Source organism: Lactobacillus selangorensis (assembly GCF_001437205.1).
In the GTDB taxonomy this organism is placed as follows: Bacteria; Bacillota; Bacilli; order Lactobacillales; family Lactobacillaceae; genus Paralactobacillus; species Paralactobacillus selangorensis.
Window position 1 is genome coordinate 1 of sequence record NZ_JQAZ01000008.1, and the last position, 17,397, is coordinate 17,397.

17 protein-coding genes are annotated in these 17,397 nt (G+C 46.4%); 12 read left to right on the plus strand and 5 right to left on the minus strand.

Annotation, left to right across the window (positions count from 1 at the left end):
- Positions 1–651, plus strand: a 651-nt coding sequence (locus tag IV40_RS09340; RefSeq protein ID WP_420843264.1) for an acetate/propionate family kinase, incomplete at its 5' end; no start/stop codon positions are given.
- Between the two features lie 54 nt (positions 652–705).
- Here IV40_RS09340 and IV40_RS09345 read toward each other — a convergent pair.
- Positions 706–1,200 (minus strand): methylated-DNA--[protein]-cysteine S-methyltransferase, encoded by a 495-nt coding sequence (locus tag IV40_RS09345; RefSeq protein WP_057770935.1) that lies wholly within the window; start codon positions 1,198–1,200, stop codon positions 706–708.
- Between the two features lie 114 nt (positions 1,201–1,314).
- On the opposite strand from IV40_RS09345, the gene IV40_RS09350 reads away from it, so the two are divergent.
- A complete protein-coding gene (locus tag IV40_RS09350; RefSeq protein ID WP_057770938.1) occupies positions 1,315–2,490 on the plus strand; it encodes a GNAT family N-acetyltransferase in 1,176 nt (391 codons plus the stop codon).
- A 79-nt stretch (positions 2,491–2,569) separates the two neighbouring features.
- Positions 2,570–4,168 carry an APC family permease gene (locus tag IV40_RS09355; RefSeq protein ID WP_420843265.1) on the plus strand — a complete coding sequence of 533 codons (1,599 nt, stop codon included), beginning with the start codon at positions 2,570–2,572 and terminating at the stop codon, positions 4,166–4,168.
- Between the two features lie 24 nt (positions 4,169–4,192).
- Here IV40_RS09355 and IV40_RS09360 read toward each other — a convergent pair whose 3' ends face one another.
- On the minus strand, positions 4,193–4,375 hold the full coding sequence (locus tag IV40_RS09360) for a hypothetical protein (RefSeq protein ID WP_057770939.1): 183 nt from the start codon (positions 4,373–4,375) through the stop codon (positions 4,193–4,195).
- 161 nt (positions 4,376–4,536) lie between these two features.
- Positions 4,537–4,917: a hypothetical protein gene (locus IV40_RS09365; RefSeq protein WP_057770942.1), complete on the minus strand. Its 381-nt coding sequence runs from the start codon at positions 4,915–4,917 to the stop codon at positions 4,537–4,539.
- Between the two features lie 195 nt (positions 4,918–5,112).
- Between IV40_RS09365 and rsmG the strand changes: the two genes are divergently transcribed.
- The 7 genes from rsmG to guaB all read left to right on the plus strand — a co-directional run bounded on the left by rsmG (position 5,113) and on the right by guaB (position 11,395).
- Positions 5,113–5,847, plus strand: a complete 735-nt coding sequence (gene rsmG / locus IV40_RS09370; RefSeq protein WP_057770944.1) for a 16S rRNA (guanine(527)-N(7))-methyltransferase RsmG — start codon at positions 5,113–5,115, stop codon at positions 5,845–5,847.
- Positions 5,848–5,850: 3 nt separating this feature from the next.
- Positions 5,851–6,618 carry a ParA family protein gene (locus IV40_RS09375; RefSeq protein ID WP_057770946.1) on the plus strand — a complete coding sequence of 256 codons (768 nt, stop codon included), beginning with the start codon at positions 5,851–5,853 and terminating at the stop codon, positions 6,616–6,618.
- Complete coding sequence (locus IV40_RS09380; RefSeq protein ID WP_057770948.1) at positions 6,608–7,486, plus strand: ParB/RepB/Spo0J family partition protein; 879 nt, start codon at positions 6,608–6,610, stop codon at positions 7,484–7,486. Before IV40_RS09375 ends, IV40_RS09380 begins: the two co-directional genes overlap by 11 nt.
- Positions 7,487–7,503: 17 nt before the next feature.
- Positions 7,504–7,743, plus strand: a complete 240-nt coding sequence (locus tag IV40_RS09385; protein WP_057770950.1) for a DUF951 domain-containing protein — start codon at positions 7,504–7,506, stop codon at positions 7,741–7,743.
- 23 nt (positions 7,744–7,766) lie between these two features.
- Positions 7,767–8,867 carry a redox-regulated ATPase YchF gene (gene ychF / locus IV40_RS09390; RefSeq protein WP_057770952.1) on the plus strand — a complete coding sequence of 367 codons (1,101 nt, stop codon included), beginning with the start codon at positions 7,767–7,769 and terminating at the stop codon, positions 8,865–8,867.
- Positions 8,868–8,899: 32 nt separating this feature from the next.
- Entirely contained in the window at positions 8,900–9,697 is a 798-nt protein-coding gene (locus IV40_RS09395; RefSeq protein ID WP_057770954.1) for a DUF1129 domain-containing protein, read from the plus strand.
- Positions 9,698–9,907: 210 nt separating this feature from the next.
- Positions 9,908–11,395 (plus strand): IMP dehydrogenase, encoded by a 1,488-nt coding sequence (guaB, locus tag IV40_RS09400; RefSeq protein ID WP_057770957.1) that lies wholly within the window; start codon positions 9,908–9,910, stop codon positions 11,393–11,395.
- A gap of 187 nt (positions 11,396–11,582) precedes the next feature.
- Here the strand turns inward: guaB and IV40_RS09405 are convergent, their stop codons facing one another.
- Positions 11,583–12,503, minus strand: a complete 921-nt coding sequence (locus IV40_RS09405; protein ID WP_057770958.1) for a helix-turn-helix domain-containing protein — start codon at positions 12,501–12,503, stop codon at positions 11,583–11,585.
- Between the two features lie 181 nt (positions 12,504–12,684).
- Here IV40_RS09405 and IV40_RS09410 point away from each other — a divergent pair, with 181 nt between their 5' ends.
- A complete protein-coding gene (locus IV40_RS09410) occupies positions 12,685–13,902 on the plus strand; it encodes an MFS transporter (RefSeq protein WP_057770960.1) in 1,218 nt (405 codons plus the stop codon).
- Between the two features lie 20 nt (positions 13,903–13,922).
- On the plus strand, positions 13,923–16,331 hold the full coding sequence (locus IV40_RS09415; protein ID WP_057770962.1) for an alpha-L-rhamnosidase: 2,409 nt from the start codon (positions 13,923–13,925) through the stop codon (positions 16,329–16,331).
- 44 nt (positions 16,332–16,375) lie between these two features.
- Here the strand turns inward: IV40_RS09415 and IV40_RS09420 are convergent, their stop codons facing one another.
- A complete protein-coding gene (locus IV40_RS09420; protein WP_057770964.1) occupies positions 16,376–17,341 on the minus strand; it encodes an AraC family transcriptional regulator in 966 nt (321 codons plus the stop codon).
- Positions 17,342–17,397 lie beyond the last annotated feature (56 nt).

Below are 17,397 nucleotides of genomic sequence, written 5' to 3' on the forward strand. Positions count from 1 at the left end.
GTCAAAGTATCCAAACACGTTCTTAAGAATCAGAAAATGATTACGCTCCATTTAGGTTCGGGTTGCTCGATGACGGCCTTTGACAATGGCAAGGTCATTGATACATCGATGGGCTTCACACCGGAGGCTGGACTGACGATGAGCACTCGCGCCGGCGACCTTGATGCCTCTCTGTTTCCATATTTAATGAAAAAATTGAATGTGGATGCGGATGGTCTGAATGATATTTTAAACGAAAAGTCCGGTTTGCTAGGCATTTCAGGCGTTTCACCAGATATGCGGGATGTGCTGGCTGCCCGTGACACCAACCCACGTGCTCAGCTGGCTGTTGATATGTTTGTCAATCGCATCGTTCGATATATTGGCAGTTATGCTGCCGAAATGCAGGGTCTCGATACCATCGTCTTTACAGCTGGTGTCGGTGAAAATAGTGCCCCAATCCGCAAACTAGTTTGTGCCAAACTGGGTGCTCTTGGCGTTAAGCTTGATTCGGTCAAGAATGAAGTGGTCGGCAAGGAACGAATCATCAGCCAGCCAGCGTCTAAGGTCAAGGTAATGGTCGTCCCGACGAATGAAGAGCTGATGATTGCGAAGGATGCTTTTCAGAAGAGCCATCTTGAAAAACGCGTTCGAGTCGCACTGCAAGCTTAAAATAAGATACAAAAAGGCTGCTAAAACAATTTTGTTTTAGCAGCCTTTTTTAAGTTAATGCTGTTCTAATGCTAGCAACGTTTTTTTCATTGGTTCGCCGCCCCGATAGCCGCCTAAACTGCCATCTTTGCGGAGCACTCGGTGGCAAGGAACGACAATCAAGAGCGGATTTTTGCCGACTGCACTGGCAACGGCACGGACAGCGTCGGAATGGCCGCTCTGCTCAGCCAGTTCGGTATAAGTGACGGTCTGACCATAAGGAATCGTCTGCAACGCCTGCCAGACTTGTTTTCGTAAGAGTGTGCCTTGCAGAAAATCGAGCGGCAGGTCAAAAGATTGCGACTGACCATTCCAATAAGCATCAAGGGCGTTGAGCGCATGTTCGTTATGAGTACGGTCCAGCTGATAAGTGGTGTCGGCGGGCAGAAATTGGGCCATTTCATTTTGACTGGCGTCGGGTGAACCGACGAAACACAACCCGTTCAGGGTCGTTCCTAGCCAAAAGGTGTGTCCATGGGTGCTGAATTGAGTTGTGTAAACTGTTGTCATGAAAAGACCTCCATTTTTTGCCTTAAGTGTATCAAAATCATTCTAAAAAGCAATCAAGCGATTGGGTTCGCCGTTTGAAAACGCTATAATAAATTTATTAGAGGAGGGGATTAGATGATTTCGAAACGAATGTTGACGGCAGCCGATGTGTCGGCGTTTTATGCACTGACGGTCTATGCGTTTAACAAACGGGATTCTGAGGACCGGCGGCGAGCGTTCAAGCAGCTTTATGACAATAGTCGGGGGTATGGCCTGTTTGTCGATGATAAGCTGGTCAGCGGCTTTTTGGGGACGCCGTTCGGGGTCAATTTTTACGGTCAGCCGTTTCAGATGAGCGGCATCGGTTATGTGGCGAGTTATCCCGAATTTGCCGGCCATGGCAGCATTTCGCAGCTGATGACGCTGGCATTCCATGATATGCATGCTCAGCATGTGACTTTATCATACTTGGCACCATTTTCAGATGCATTTTACCGGCGTTTCGGCTATGAGGACGCCTTCGATCAGGCTCGCCACGAGATGGCGAGTCGCGACCTGCCCCGCACCAAATTTCCAGTCGCAGACGGTCACGTTGAGCGGCTGGCATTTGCAGATGCAATTCCGCTGATCAGCAAACTGCACAACGAGCATCCATTGAATCAGCATGCCGGAACGAATCGGCAGAATTGGTGGTGGCAGTATGATGTCCTTAAGCATCCTGATTGGGAGGTCGCTGTTTATTTTGATGCTCAGGAAACGGTGCAGGGTTATTTGATTTATGAACGGGAACCAGACACATTTCTGATTCATGAGTGCTTTGTCGAAACGATTGCTGCACGTCAGCAATTATTCAACTTCGTGCGGAAGCATCAATCGGCATATCGCCAGTTTGTGTATGCAAGCGGTGCGCCGGTGCAGCTGCATGATTTATTTGCCGATCCGCAGACATTGAAAACGCAGATTGTGCCGTACATGATGGCCCGAATTGTCGATGTTGCCGATTTTTTGGCCAAATACCCGTACCAGCCAGCGGCCGATCAGACGCTGGCTTTCAATCTGGAAGATCGTTTTCTGCCGGAAAATGAAGGGACTTGGCGGTTAACGACGCATAATGGGCAGACAACGGCTGAAAAAGTAACGGCGCCCGCTGAGATTACTTTGACCGTACAGCAGCTGACGAAGGCCGCTTTTGGGTACCGTTCGCTGCTGAGTCAGCACCAATATGGGGAATTAACGGGCTCTATAACGGCGTTACAAAAGTTGCAACGCCTGCTTGTAACGGGGCAGCCGATGCTCTGGGACTACTTCTAACTGGTATTTTTCACCCGCAGCCGCTTGGTTAGCGTTATACTGATATGGACGGTTTTTTTCAGAAAGCGAGATCCTTGGGGTGCAGAAAAAACAATTAAATCTATTTACAACGGTCATGCTGGCCTTAAGTGCAATCATCGGGTCCGGCTGGCTGTTCGGTTCATGGGAAGCCACTAAAGTCGCTGGCCCAGCTGCCATTTTGTCCTGGATTATCGGGGCAGTCGTGATCGATACAATCGCCTTCAATTACATTGAATTAGGGACGATGTTTCCTGAAAGCGGCGGAATGAGCCAGTATGCCCAATACACACATGGTTCGTTCGTCGGGTTTATCGCTGCGTGGGCTAATTGGTTGTCGCTATTGACGATCATTCCGATTGAAGCGGTCGCCGCTGTGCAATACATGAGTTCATGGCCATGGTCATGGGCTAACTGGACGCATCGCTTTTTAGCCAATGGGCAGATTACGACGCCTGGATTAGGTGTTGTCTTCCTATTTATTCTAGTTTTTACCTTATTAAATTACTGGTCGGTCAGTTTGCTGACCCATTTCACCAACTTCATTTCGATTTTTAAAATCGGAGTGCCGCTGCTGACAATTGTGACCTTATTACTATCCGGGTTTCATCCCGCCAATTTCGGCCATAGTGTCGGAACGTTCTTCCCATATGGGACGGCCGCCGTTTTTGCAGCGACCTCAGTGTCTGGGATTATTTTTTCCTATAATGCCTTCCAGACGGTAATCAATATGGGCAGCGAGATTAAAGAGCCGCACAAAAATATTGGGCGAGCCATAACGATTTCGCTGCTGATCAGCGGTGTGATCTACATTATGCTGCAGGTGACTTATATCGGCTCTGTGGCACCAAAACTGCTTGCACGGGTCGGCTGGCGGGGGATTAACTTCAGTTCACCGTTTGCCGATATTGCGATTTTATTGGGAATCAACTGGTTAGCCATCCTATTATATGTCGATGCGTTTGTTTCGCCTGTCGGAACCGGAGTGTCGTTCGTTGCATCGACTGCTCGTGTCTTAGCATCGATGTCGTCCGGCGAGCATGTGCCGCAGCTTTTAGGCAAATTCAATCGCAAGTACAACACCCCACGTGTGGCGCTGATTACGAATATGGTGCTCAGCATGGTGATGGTGTCGGTCTTTCGGAGCTGGAGTCTTTTAGCCAACGTCATTTCAACTTCGACGCTGATCGCTTATTTGACGGGACCGGTAGCTGTGATGGCGTTGCGACGGGTCGCACCGGATTTGAAACGGCCGGTCCATTCGAAATGGCTGCCGTTCATGGCGCCGTTTGCGTTTGTGCTGGCCAGTCTGGCGATTTACTGGGCGATGTGGCCGACGACAATCGAAGTTATCGGCGTCATTGTACTCGGTTTTCCGATGTACTTCTTCTTCGAGGCCAAACAGCAATGGCGGGATACACGCCAGGCCTTGAAAAGCGGCTTGTGGATGGTCAGCTATCTGGTCGTTTTGGCGGTAATTTCCTACATTGGGAGCCGCCAGTTCAATGGCAGCAACCTGTTGCACTATCCATGGGACTTTGTGATTATCATCATCGTCAGTCTTATTTTCTACGAATGGGGCGTTCATAGTTCGTATCGCAGCCCTTACTTCGAACGGGCGCTTAAAATCAACCAAAATGTGCGGACAAAAAAAGATTGAGGAAATTTCCTCAATCTTTTTTAATTAGCAAACGTATATGGAAACGACTAAGTAGCGTAACTGTGATAAGTCGGGCCAGTGCAGCCGTGATTTTTGCTCAGATTCCGCAGGAGCGGTCGTGGTCGGGTTTTGTTCGAAAACAACTGCTTCGTCTTGCACATCTTCGGGGTGCAAGCGCAACCCATATTGATTGTAGAATTTTTTCATCTTCAAACACACTCCTATCAGAAAAACTCTTTTTGTACCGTCGATTTTACGCCTTTACAATTGAAACGCAAGCTAATTGACCAAAAAACGTTTTTAAAATAGAAATCGGTTTCATGTCGGGAAGAAAAAAGAAGCCGCAATTGGCTTCTCCTAGGTTTATTTTAGCGTTTAACCGTTTTGATCCACTTTTCAGCAGCTTCCATGGCCTTATCTTCAACAGCGTCCCATGTGTCGAACTTGGAAATTTCCAAGACGAGTTCATCGGCACTATCAGAGAAAGTACTCTTGTTGTTGATGGTGATCGCGTATTGGTCAAAATCAAAGGTATCGTTGACGTGACGGATCTGCAGGGTAAAGAAGGCCGCCTCGTAGTTTTGAACGTTATCAGGTTCTTGTAATAAAACGTCCAAGGTTTCTTTGTCATCAGAATATTGTAATGTTTTAAGCTTATCCCAGAGATGACGGTAATCCTTGTGTAATTCGTCGAGCTGTGCGTCGCTCAACTTCATATCGAATTCAACCTTTTGATTATCTAATTCCATTTTTCGCGCTTCCCTCACAAAATTTTTGCCGTTCAACGAGTTTTCCCGTTCTCTTCCATAATAACCTTCTTAGGCCTGTTTCGTCAAAAAAATCACGCCGCTGAGTTCCTTGAGAACGGTTGCGTTTCCTTGTTTTTTAGGGTAAAGTAGCCTATGTGTGAAACATGCGATTGTTCCACAGAATGAGAGGCGAATATGAACCCATTAGAATTTAAACAAGCGTTGGCCGAACATGATATTCACCTGACGGACCAACAAATGAAACAGTTCCATGATTATTATCAATTTTTAGTGCAAGAAAATCAGAAAATGAATTTGACGGCGATTACAGCCGAACCTGAAGTTTATTTGAAGCACTTTTATGACTCGCTGACGCCGGCTTTTTATGTGCCTGAATTTAAAGACGCCATTTCAATCTGCGATGTCGGTGCTGGCGCCGGTTTTCCATCGCTGCCGCTGAAGATTGTTTTCCCGCAGCTTCAAGTAACCATCATTGATTCATTGAATAAACGGATTAAGTTCTTGAATGAATTAGCACAGAAACTGGACCTGACTGGGGTGTCCTTCATCCACAGCCGGGCGGAAGATTTTGGCAGCAAACGGAGCGAACACCGGGAACAGTACGACATGGTGCTGGCACGGGCCGTCGCACGCCTGAATGTGCTGGCTGAACTCTGTTTGCCGCTGGTCAAAAAAGGCGGCCAGTTTGTGGCTTTGAAAGCAAGTCATACTGAAGAAGAACTGACTGATGCGCAATATGCGATTCAGAAATTGGGCGGCCAGGTAACTCAGGATATTGCTTTTGAATTGCCTGAAACCGGCGACCAGCGTCATATTCTGGTCATTACCAAGAAGCGGCAGACGCCGAAAACCTATCCCCGCAAGGCGGGCGTGCCGAATAAAAAGCCGCTTGTGGATCGGGAGGTGTAGGTAATGGCGTATACGATTGCAATCGCCAATCAGAAGGGCGGCGTTGGCAAAACAACGACGGCTGTCAATCTGGGTGCCGATTTGGCCGATCAGGGCAAACGAGTGCTGTTGGTCGATGCCGATGCGCAGGGCAATGCGACCAGCGGCGTCGGAATCGAAAAGGGGGCCGTCGAAAAGGATATGTACGATGTTTTAGTCAATGAATATCCACTCGAAAAAGCCGTTTTAAAGACCCAGCACAAAGGACTTGATGTCGTCCCAGCTACCATTCAATTGGCAGGGGCCGAAATCGAACTGATGTCGCAGATGGCACGTGAAATGCGGCTAAAGCTGGGCCTCAAAGCTGTTCAGGCTGATTATGATTATATTCTGATCGATTGCCCGCCATCGTTGGGTCAGGTGTCGATCAATGCCTTTACAGCCAGCGATTCGATTCTGATTCCTGTCCAGAGCGAATATTATGCCCTTGAAGGACTCGGTCAATTATTAAATACAATGAAACTCGTGCAGAAGCATTTTAATCCCGATCTCAAGGTCGAAGGGGTCCTGCTGACGATGTACGATGCCCGTACCAATCTGGGTGCCCAAGTCATCGAAGAAGTCCGCAAACACTTCGGCGAGCGGGTCTACAAAACGGTCATTCCCCGCAACACGCGTCTGGCCGAAGCGCCTAGCCATGGTCTGCCAATCAGCGACTATGACAAACGTTCAAAGGGTGCGCAAGTCTATGAAGATTTAACAAAGGAAGTGCTGCAAGCACATGGCGAATAAAAATAGTAAGGGCTTAGGGAAAGGGCTCGATGCGATCTTTTCATCGGCATTCGGTGCTGAAACCGAAACGACTCCCGAAGAGACCGTTACGGAAATCAATTTAGACGAAATCCGGCCGAATCCCTACCAGCCTCGCAAGACCTTCGACGATGAAGCACTGAAGGAATTAGCCGCTTCAATCGAAGAATCCGGTGTGTTTCAGCCGATTCTAGTGCGTAAAAGTGTCAACGGTTATGAAATCATTGCTGGCGAACGGCGTTTTAGAGCATCGCAGCTGGCCAAAAAAGAAACAATTCCAGCCATTGTCCGTGATTTCGATGAACAGAAGATGATGGAGGTCGCCGTCTTGGAAAATCTGCAGCGAGAAGATTTGACGCCGCTTGAAGAAGCCGAAGCTTACGATACGCTGCTTAAGAAACTCCATCTGACCCAAGCTGAAATTTCGGAACGATTGGGGAAGAGCCGGCCGTACATCGCCAATTACTTGCGCTTGCTAGGACTGCCGGCGGCGACGAAAAAACTGCTGCAGGCTAAAAAACTGTCGATGGGGCAAGCCCGAACCCTTTTGGGGCTGAAAGACAAGCAGAAGATCAATCGGTTGGCCGAACGCACGGTCAAGGATAATCTAACTGTGCGGCAGCTGGAACAGCTGGTCAATGAGATGAATCAGGTCAAACCCAAGCCGAAAAAGAAGGCCAAGGCGAAATCGCCGTACTTGCAGGCCAGTGAACATCAGCTGGGCGATAAGTTCGGGACCAAAGTCAATATTTCAGAAAATAAGCAGGGCAAGGGTAAAATCGAAATCGACTATTTGTCGACCGACGATCTGAATCGAATCCTTGAACTGCTCGATGTCAATCTGGATTAAACGAAAGGAGACGCGGAATGTTCAAATTAGGTGATATTATTGAAATGAAAAAGCCGCATGCTTGTGGCACCAATCGGTGGGAAGTCACTCGCATGGGCATGGATATCAAAGCCAGATGTTTAGGCTGCGGCCATGTCGTCATGATGCCGCGCCGCGATTTTCAGAAACGTTTAAAAAAGGTGCTTGTGCCGGCTGAAAAAGTCGCTTTAAGTGCTGAACCAAATTATGTGGACCCGAAACAACAGCCGCATTTTTAAAATCATAGAAAAGAGTGGAATTTATGTCTTTAACAGCAGGAATTGTCGGATTACCGAACGTCGGGAAATCCACTTTATTTAACGCAATTACCAAGGCCGGTGCCGAAATGGCCAATTATCCATTTGCCACAATCGACCCCAACGTCGGAATGGTCGAAGTGCCGGATAAACGTTTGGATCGGATTCAAGAAATCATTCCGGCCAAAAAAGTGGTGCCGACGACTTTCGAATTTACCGATATCGCCGGAATCGTCAAAGGGGCCAGCAAGGGTGAAGGGTTAGGCAATAAGTTCTTGGCCAACATCCGTGAAGTGGATGCGATCGTCCATGTTGTCCGTGCCTTCGATGACGATGAAATCACGAGTGTCACTGGCAAAGTCGATCCGATCGATGATATCGAAACGATTAATATGGAATTAAGCATCGCTGATTTGGATTCCGTCAACAAGCGTTACACCAAAGTTGAAAAGCAGGCTAAGAGCAAGGATAAAGATGCCATTGCCGAATTTAATGTGCTCAAGAAGATTAAACCTGTGCTCGAAGACGGCGGTTCCGTTCGTTCGATCAAATTCGATAAAGATGAACAGAAGATTGTTCATAACTTATTCTTACTGACAGCCAAGCCCGTTCTGTATGTGGCCAACATTGCCGAAGACGATATGGCCGATCCTGAACAGTCGCCGTACGTTCAGCAAATTGAAGCATACGCCAAGAAGGATAATGCTGAAGTGATTGCCATTTCGGCCAAGACCGAAGAGGAAATTGCTGAATTGGATGACGATGAAAAGGCCGAATTCCTCGAAGCCGAAGGAGTTTCGGAACCAGGACTCGATCGTTTGATTCGTGCTTCATACCATTTGCTTGGTTTAGCCACTTTCTTCACAGCCGGCGGCAAGGAAACACGTGCGTGGACGTTTAAACAAGGCATGAAAGCACCGCAAGTAGCCGGCATTATTCATTCTGATTTCGAACGTGGTTTCATTCGGGCCGAAACAGTGTCCTTTACGGATCTCGATCAGCTGGGCAGTATGCAGGCCGTTAAGGAAGCCGGCAAACTCCGCCTTGAAGGGAAAGACTACGAAGTTCAAGATGGCGATATCATCGAATTCCGGTTCAATGTTTAAAACGAACACACAAAAGAGGGAGAATTTTCTAAATGGACGATAAGAATAAGCAAGCTTCATCAGCGGCTGCTTCGCAAGCATCAGCGACGACTTCACAAGCTTCCGAAGCAGTGTCTGAAACGGCTTCGAATGCGGCTGATAAAAATGCGGCCGCTGCTAAACAGCAGCAAAAGAATCAGGCTATCGAATCCGAAACACCGGACCAGATGATCAAACATTTGTCGAAACGGAACGACGACTATGTCTTCCGTTTGCGCAAAGCCTTGCAAGAGGGCGGCATGAGTGCGGCCGAAGAAGAAAAAACGGTCAACGAATTATTGCCGGATATTTTGAAGGCCCAGCATCAAGGCCATCCAGCCAATCAGTTGTATGGTTCACCGCTGAAGAAGGCCGACGACATTTTGCATGCCCCTGTGCCTGAAAAGCAGACGCCTTACTGGCAATTAGTCATTGATAATACTTTGCTGTTCTTTGGTCTGTTTACGGCGTTCTATGGGATTATGGATCTGGTTGCCAAGAACAGTACTTCGCAGCAGGGGACTGGGATTGTCAGCACAATTGTCATTTCGATTGCCGTCGGGTTTATGATGGCCTATTCGACAATGTGGGCCAACAATCGCGGCAAGCACACTCGGCCGATTTGGCAGATGCTGCTGATGTTCGTCGGCGTCTTCCTGGTTTTGCTGGTCGTTATCGGCTTGATGTCGCATCTTCCAGCCAGCTTCAATCCAAATCCATCTGGGATGGTCTACATCGTTCTGGCAGTAATCACATTTGGGGTGCGTTTCTTCTTCAAGCGTTACTATCACATCAAAGGAACTATTTTTTAAACAAATTTTCTGAAAGGAACCGAATCAAAGCGGTTCTTTTTATTTTGCCTTGAAAAGCACGGCGAGCCGGTCACTGTCTGGCTTTTGCCGGTTGTTTTCAAGTGAGCAGGGTGTCAGAGCAAACGGCGTTCCTTCGGATTTCACCTTGCATCGGCCATTGGTTTTCTGCTATGATGTTCCTAATTTAAACAATTTTAAGGAGGAACTATCTTGTCAAATTGGGATACAAAGTTTGCTCGTAAAGGCTATACGTTCGATGATGTTTTGCTGATTCCGGCTGAAAGTCATGTTTTGCCGCAGGACACGGATTTGTCCGTTCAGCTGGCTGATAATCTGAAATTAAATATTCCGATCATCAGTGCTGGGATGGATACCGTGACCGAAGCCCAAATGGCGATTGCAATGGCACGCCAAGGCGGCTTAGGGGTCATTCATAAGAACATGAGTATTGAAGCACAGGCAGATGAAGTCCGCAAAGTAAAGCGTTCTGAGAGCGGCGTCATGATCGACCCATTCTATCTGACTGGCAAACGGCCGATTCGTGATGCCAAAGCTTTGATGGATCAATACCAAATCAGCGGTGTGCCGATCGTTGAAAATGAAAATAACAAACGCTTAATCGGCATCATCACCAACCGTGATCTTCGGTTTGTATCCGATGAAAACACACCAATCGACCAAGTCATGACCAGTGATCATCTGGTCACGGCACCGATTGGGACCTCCCTTGAAAAAGCCGAAAAGATTTTGCAAGCCCACAAGATCGAAAAACTGCCACTGATTGACAGTACCGGCAAATTAAGCGGTTTGATTACCGTGAAAGATATTGAAAAGAAAGTTGCCTTCCCCAATGCTGCCAAAGATGACCAGGGACGGTTGTTAGTCGCAGCCGCTGTTGGGGTCACAAGCGATACTTTGGAACGCGCACAAGCTTTGCTGGATGCCGGTGCTGATGCAATCGTCATTGATACGGCGCATGGTCATTCCGCTGGTGTCATTCGCAAAATCAAAGAAATTCGGGAACATTTCCCAAAGGTCACTTTGATTGCCGGAAATGTCGCCACTGCTGAAGCAACCGAAGCCCTTTATCAAGTCGGCGTTGATATCGTCAAAGTCGGTATCGGGCCTGGCTCGATTTGCACGACTCGGATTGTCGCCGGTGTTGGTGTGCCGCAGCTGACCGCCGTTTACGATGCCGCCAGCGTTGCCCGTAAATACGGCAAAACGATTATTGCTGATGGCGGGATCAAATATTCCGGCGATATCGTCAAGGCTTTAGCCGCCGGCGGCAATGCTGTCATGCTTGGCAGCATGTTGGCCGGTACCGATGAAGCTCCTGGCAAAACAGAAATTTACCAAGGCCGTCGTTTCAAGACGTATCGTGGCATGGGCAGTATCGGTGCGATGGAACAGAAACATGGTTCATCCGACCGTTACTTCCAGAGCGGCATCAACGAAGCCAACAAACTTGTTCCGGAAGGAATCGAAGGACGGGTGGCTTACAAAGGGACCGTTGCCGATGTGATCTATCAAATGATTGGCGGCATCCGGTCTGGCATGGGTTATACCGGTGCCAAAGATATTGCCTACTTGCAGGATAACGCCCAATTTATGCGGATTTCGAACGCCGGATTACGGGAATCGCATCCGCATGATGTTCAAATTACCAAAGAAGCACCGAATTATTCAGTGCAATAACAAATTAAAGGGGGACCGTGACATTAGTCATGGCCTCTTTGTGTATGACAAACGATTTCGTTTAAACGAGTGACACAAGTCCGCTCGTTCCATTTAAGTTTAATTCGCTGAATGTCCCAGTTCGGACTTTCAGCGATTTTTTTAACTGCTCAAAGTGAAAGTCGCACTTTTATCCGAACGCTATTTTTTAGTTGGACTGAATACGACTATTTTGTCGGTATGTTTCTGGTGTGACATTCAAATTGGCCTTAAAAATACGATAAAAATGGCTCGTGCTGGCATAGCCGATTTGCTGTGCAATTTTTTCAATACTCAGGTCGGTTTCAGTCAGCAATGAACAGCTCTTTTTGAGGCGAATTCCTTGGATTAACTCAGAAACCGTATTGCCGGTATATTTCTTAACGTAGCGGGATAAATAGTTTTCATTGAAGTTCAGTTTCTGAGCTAAAGCGGACAAAGAGGCATGCTGGCAATCTGAATTGATCATGCTGATGATTTTCATGCAACGCTGATTAACTCCATAATAGGAATATTTCTTTTCCTTTTGCAATTGGTCAAGCAGCAGCAGGACAAATGCCTGCAAAGAGTAACTGCTGTGAAATTGATTTCTGGCATATTCGCCGACTAAATAATTGATGGTGGCATTGATTTGCAGGTCATGCGGCAGCGGATAATAGAGGTAAGAATGATGGCCTTTGTTCCGCAAAAAATCGGCAACGGGATTAGTTTCGGCTTTGAATTGGGCAAAGACACCGGCAGCAAAGAGTTCTTTGCGGAGCCCGATGTTAATAATAATTGCCTGCGAATCGACAATTTTTAAAGCATGGCGGCTCTGGAGATTCATCAGAAACAAGCTGTTTGGCAGAATATAAATGGCTTCATCGTCAATGAGATTCAAGACAGTGCCGTTGATTACGTAAATGAATTCGTAAAAATCATGCTGGTGCAGCGGGACATTTTGTTGCATTTGATGCGCCACAATGAAAATGTCTTCATCAGGGATTCGATGGTCGGCTTGCAAACGTGAAAAGCTGACCTGTGCATCTAATTGCTGTGTATTTGGTGCCATAAAAGCCAGCTGCTGCTTGATGTTTTCTTGTAAATTCACACATTTCATCTCCATTTAGAAGTCATATTTTCACACTAAATAGTCATCCCAGAATATTGTAAGCGTTTGCTATTCAGGCGATACTTATCATATCAACAGAACGCGCGTAATGCAATGGGATTAGCAACCATTGAAACTGTTTAAAAGATACTGTGATTTTCTTAAGCGAAAGGTGAACGATATGAAGAATTTCAAGATTAGAATTGGTATCCTTAGTATATGTTTATTAGGGATGAGCGGATTAGTAATTACGAGTGCATTTAGTGCCATTATCAAATCATTTCCAAATGAATCGGTCACAAAAATTCAAATGTTAGGGACTGTTCCAGGGTTAGGAACCTTAGTGACCACCTTATTCGTTGGTGTCCTAGCAACCCGTTTTTCAAAGAAACTCCTAAGTTTGATTGGAATTTTTCTGATTGGACTCGGCGGCTTGCTGCCGATTGCTTTCCATAGCAATGTTAATTTGTTATTGGCATTCGGTGTGTTGATGGGTGTTGGATTAGGATTTACAACACCAATTTATCCGATGCTGATTTCAATCTTCTTTGATGGTGATGATCGGGTTGAAATGATGGGCCAAAGTACAGCTTTCTCAAGTTTAGGTTCCATTATCATGGTAGTTGGCGGCAGTACGTTAGGTGCCGTCGATTGGACACATACTTATTATATTTTTGCAATCACAATTTTAGTATTCTTTATCGTCTTATTCACATTACCGAATGATCATGTTCCCGTTCAGCCGACTTCGGCAGCCGGCCCAGCACAGAAAAAGCCAAATACATTGGAAGTAGTGAAGAAGCTGAATAAATATGTTTTTGTGATTGTTGGGATTACGTTGATTATGTCGATGGTTTATACGATTTTCCAAACCAATTTATCCATTATTCTAGCGTCTAAAGCATTGGGCGGAACGAGCGCAGCTGGGATTGTCAATGCGATTGGAACGGTCGGCGGGTTAATTACCGGCTTCAGCATGAAATATATTAAGCGTCTTTTTAAAGACAACATCCTCGTTGCTGGTTTTGCTTCATTGATGCTGACATTTATTCTGATTCGTTTTGCCGGCAGTTTAGCAATGGCGATGGTTGGCTCCTTCTTGTCCGGATTTGCGATGGCAACGATTATGTCGACCCTTCCCTATTATGTGTCGCTAGTCACTAGCGGTGCGGAATTGGCGATTGCAATGTCGTTGTTCCAATTCATGAACTCATTAGGCAGTTTCTTCAGTCCGATGGTATTAGGGGCTTTTCATATCAGCTCTGGTAACGATGCCTTTTTCGTCGGAATCATTGCAAGTGCCGTTATGGGGCTGTTTTGCTTGTTCGGACGTGTTGGCAAACACGTGACCAAACAAGGTGTTCAGGAGAAAGCCAAGCGGTCAGTCGTTAAAGATTAAAGAAGAGGAGCAGAAGAGTCATGCAGAAAAATTTGATGCGCCAAGAACATCCCGTCTGGACGGGAAAATGGATTTCAGCGAGTTTCGGAACTGTCAGGCAGGAACCAACCTTTACACTGGCTGATATGTTTGTCAAAGGCAGTCACGCCCAGCAGGAACCCGTTGACCAACGTTTACGTCCAGCTTTAGTCTTTCACAAACACTTTCAGCTTGATCAGACAGTGCGTCAAGCCGTGCTGACGATCACAGCACACGGCATTTACCAGGCCTATTTGAATGGGCGCAATGTTACGGATGCCATTTTGACACCAGATTATACTGACTACAATAAAATGCTTCAATATCAGACTTATGATGTCACTGAGTTGCTGCATTCGGGTCAAAATAAACTGGTGATTGTAGTCGCAGATGGCTGGTACGCTGGCCGGATCAGTACTTCGGGCGGCAGTGCCCAATTCGGAGGTCAGCTGGCCGCCTTGGCTGATTTGACGCTGTGTTTTGCGGATGGTTCGCAAAAAGTAATTGGAACAGATCATCGTTTTCAAGTAGGAACTGGCAAATGGCGATACGCCGATATTCAGATCGGCGAAAAACAAGATCTCCGTCAAGAATATTTACAGCCGACTGAGCAGGCACTTGAAATCGATGCTGATTTTAGTCATTTAGTGCCGCAAGAAGGGCCGCAAGTGAAACGCAAAATGAAACTGGCCGCACAAAAAATTTGGCCGGAAGGAAATGCGCTGATTGTTGACTTCGGACAGGTCGTTGCGGGACGAGTGAGATTAACGGCCATGTTTGACGACGGCCAGCCAGTCGTTTTGGACCATAGCGAAGTACTTGATGAAGCAGGACATTTCTTCCAGAATATTGTCGGTCGTAATAAGGACCAGCAGGATGTCATTATCGGCCGTGGCCAGGTTGATACCATCGAACCTGATTTTACCTTTCACGGGTTTCGTTATGTCAAAATTACTGGATTAAAGCAAAGCAATCTGAAAACCATCCAAGCAATCGTGATTTTTAGCGATATGAAAGCAACTGGTCATGTAACGACGAGCAATCCGAAAATCAATCGATTGCTGGAAAATGTCGCTTGGAGTCAACGTGGCAACATGATTTCGATTCCAACGGACTGTCCTCAACGTGAACGTGCTGGCTGGACGGGCGATATGCAGGTTTTTGCACCGGCATCGACCTTTTATTACAATACGGACTCCTTTATTAACCGCTGGCTGAAAAATGTGCGGTTGGAGCAGCAGGATAGCGGTGAAGTGATCGATTATACACCAGCGCCAAAGGATTATTATGCGGATCTCGATTTTACTGGATCAATGTCGTCAGCAGGCTGGGGCGATGCGATTGTGATGGTTCCTTGGACACTCTACCAGCGTTTTGACGATCGGCAGACTTTGCAGGACAATTATGCGGCAATGGTTAAGTGGCATCATTTTGCAAAACAGAGTGCCGCTGGCAATAAAACGGATGACCGCCGCTACTTATGGGACACTAAGTTTCATTATGGCGATTGGATGCTGCCTAGTTTGATGGCGAAAATGGGCGATCCGATGGTCACCTCGAAATACACTCGTAACCTGGTCGGAACAGCATTCTTAGCCAATAGTGCCCGCTTGTTAGGTCAAATCAGCGATGTCCTTGGCCGCCCATCAGCAACTTATTATGAGTATGCTGATCAAGTCGGCCATGCTTTTGAAAAATATTATGTGACTAAAGAGGGTTTGCTGACAGCTGATTACCAGGGCTGCTATGTTTTGGCACTTGCTTTTGGCCTGATTACCGATGAAAAAACCAAACAACGTTTAGTAGCTCGTTTAGTCGAATTGATTCATGAAAACGACGATTGTTTGGATACTGGTTTCTTATCTGTTCCGTATCTGCTGGATGTTCTGGTTGATAATGGTCATGCCGCTCTTGCAAAAAAAGTTTTCTTACAAGAAAAATGTCCATCGTGGCTGTATGAGGTTGACCATGGGGCCACGACTTTATGGGAATCTTGGTCTGGCATTCAACCGGATGGCAAAGTGGGGACTTTCTCGTTCAATCATTATGCGATGGGGTGTGTGCTCGATTGGTTCATCCGAGACGTGATTGGATTGACTCCCACAGAACCTGGTTATCAAACCATCATGATTAGTCCGAAAGTGAAATTAGTCGACCGCTTTGAACTGACTTACCAAGCAGTCAGCGGTTTGATTAAGATTAGCAGTGAAGACACTGAAAACGGCAGTTTGCTGCATGTAACGATCCCAGCAGGGGTCACAGCTGAAATCATACTGCCTTATCAAGATGTACAGAATGTTCCAGCTGGTGCGACTCTTGAAAAGCAGGTTTACTCATTAGAGGTTGGGGCTGGTGATTACGATTTTCCATATGTTTTTCAAACTGAGAAAGTGGGTACAGGATTAGACTAAAAGAACGTTTCAGGGGTCATTAATGACCCCTGAAACGTTCTTTTTTACCGTGATTCGGCTGGCGAGCAGCCAAAGTAGGCTCGGTATTTATGATAGAAGTAAGTTTTATTTGAAATACCGATTCGTTCGCAAATTTCGCTGATCGGCATTTTGCTATTGTGCAGGAGATCTTGCGCGCGCAGCAGGCGTTCTTCAGTGAGGGCACTACTGAAGGTCTTATGTGTTTTGGCCTTGAATAAATTGCTTAAATAGTTTTTGTTATAAGCAAACTTAGCGGCTGCTTTTTCAAGACTGGTGGTGGCATAGTTTTCCTTGATTTCCGTTAACATATCGATTACGACTTGCTGTGAAGGTGAAATATCATCGGCATTGTTCAGGTGATAATTGCGGATTAATTTCAGCAGTAAAACGGAAAGCTCTGATTCGATAATGCTGTCCGAATAGTCCTGGTTCAAATAATATTCATTGATAATGGTGTCGATTGTATCTCGAACGTCATGAGTATGCCCATTTTTTACAAGCAGGTAAGACGCTGTTGTACTTGTTACTTGGTGGGCTAGAAAGTCATAAAGGACACTCTGGCTGCTTTTAATTTTCTTGAGAAGTTCCAGTGAAATGTTCTGGTCACGGAACAGCAGATTGATCAGAATATCATTAGGCCCCAGTGCATTGATGGCATGTTTGGTACCAATATCGATCAGCAGGATATCGCCCTGCTGCAGATTAATCTGCTGTCCAGCCACTGTTTCAACGGCGCTGCCCTGCAGCATGTAGTTGATTTCAAAAAAAAGATGACTGTGCAGTGGGTAGGGCGCAAAACGATTGTGCTTGCTGATGAAGACACTTTTATTTTTAAAAAAGTAATCATTAAGGACTGGGACTTGTGCCGATTTGCTTGAAGTAACATCGATTGCGTCGAAGGGCAGATCGTCGCTCGTCCGGCGTTCTTTTTTCTGCCTTTTTTCAACGGCAGTCAATTCTTTTAGGTGATTTAAGACGCGAATATCCATTTGAAGCTTCTCCTGTATATCTGTTCCAATTACTCACAATATCTGTTATTGCTAGC

What these genes read in the sequence shown, in the direction of transcription:
- IV40_RS09375 (WP_057770946.1), top strand. Translation starts at nt 5,851, where the DNA reads ATGGCGTATACGATTGCAATCGCCAATCAGAAGGGCGGCGTTGGCAAA.
- ychF (WP_057770952.1), top strand. Translation starts at nt 7,767, where the DNA reads ATGTCTTTAACAGCAGGAATTGTCGGATTACCGAACGTCGGGAAATCC.
- IV40_RS09410 (WP_057770960.1), top strand. Translation starts at nt 12,685, where the DNA reads ATGAAGAATTTCAAGATTAGAATTGGTATCCTTAGTATATGTTTATTA.
- IV40_RS09360 (WP_057770939.1), bottom strand. Translation starts at nt 4,375, where the DNA reads ATGAAAAAATTCTACAATCAATATGGGTTGCGCTTGCACCCCGAAGAT.
- IV40_RS09395 (WP_057770954.1), top strand. Translation starts at nt 8,900, where the DNA reads ATGGACGATAAGAATAAGCAAGCTTCATCAGCGGCTGCTTCGCAAGCA.
- IV40_RS09345 (WP_057770935.1), bottom strand. Translation starts at nt 1,200, where the DNA reads ATGACAACAGTTTACACAACTCAATTCAGCACCCATGGACACACCTTT.
- IV40_RS09365 (WP_057770942.1), bottom strand. Translation starts at nt 4,917, where the DNA reads ATGGAATTAGATAATCAAAAGGTTGAATTCGATATGAAGTTGAGCGAC.
- IV40_RS09415 (WP_057770962.1), top strand. Translation starts at nt 13,923, where the DNA reads ATGCAGAAAAATTTGATGCGCCAAGAACATCCCGTCTGGACGGGAAAA.
- IV40_RS09385 (WP_057770950.1), top strand. Translation starts at nt 7,504, where the DNA reads ATGTTCAAATTAGGTGATATTATTGAAATGAAAAAGCCGCATGCTTGT.
- rsmG (WP_057770944.1), top strand. Translation starts at nt 5,113, where the DNA reads ATGAACCCATTAGAATTTAAACAAGCGTTGGCCGAACATGATATTCAC.
- IV40_RS09420 (WP_057770964.1), bottom strand. Translation starts at nt 17,341, where the DNA reads ATGGATATTCGCGTCTTAAATCACCTAAAAGAATTGACTGCCGTTGAA.
- IV40_RS09380 (WP_057770948.1), top strand. Translation starts at nt 6,608, where the DNA reads ATGGCGAATAAAAATAGTAAGGGCTTAGGGAAAGGGCTCGATGCGATC.
- IV40_RS09350 (WP_057770938.1), top strand. Translation starts at nt 1,315, where the DNA reads ATGATTTCGAAACGAATGTTGACGGCAGCCGATGTGTCGGCGTTTTAT.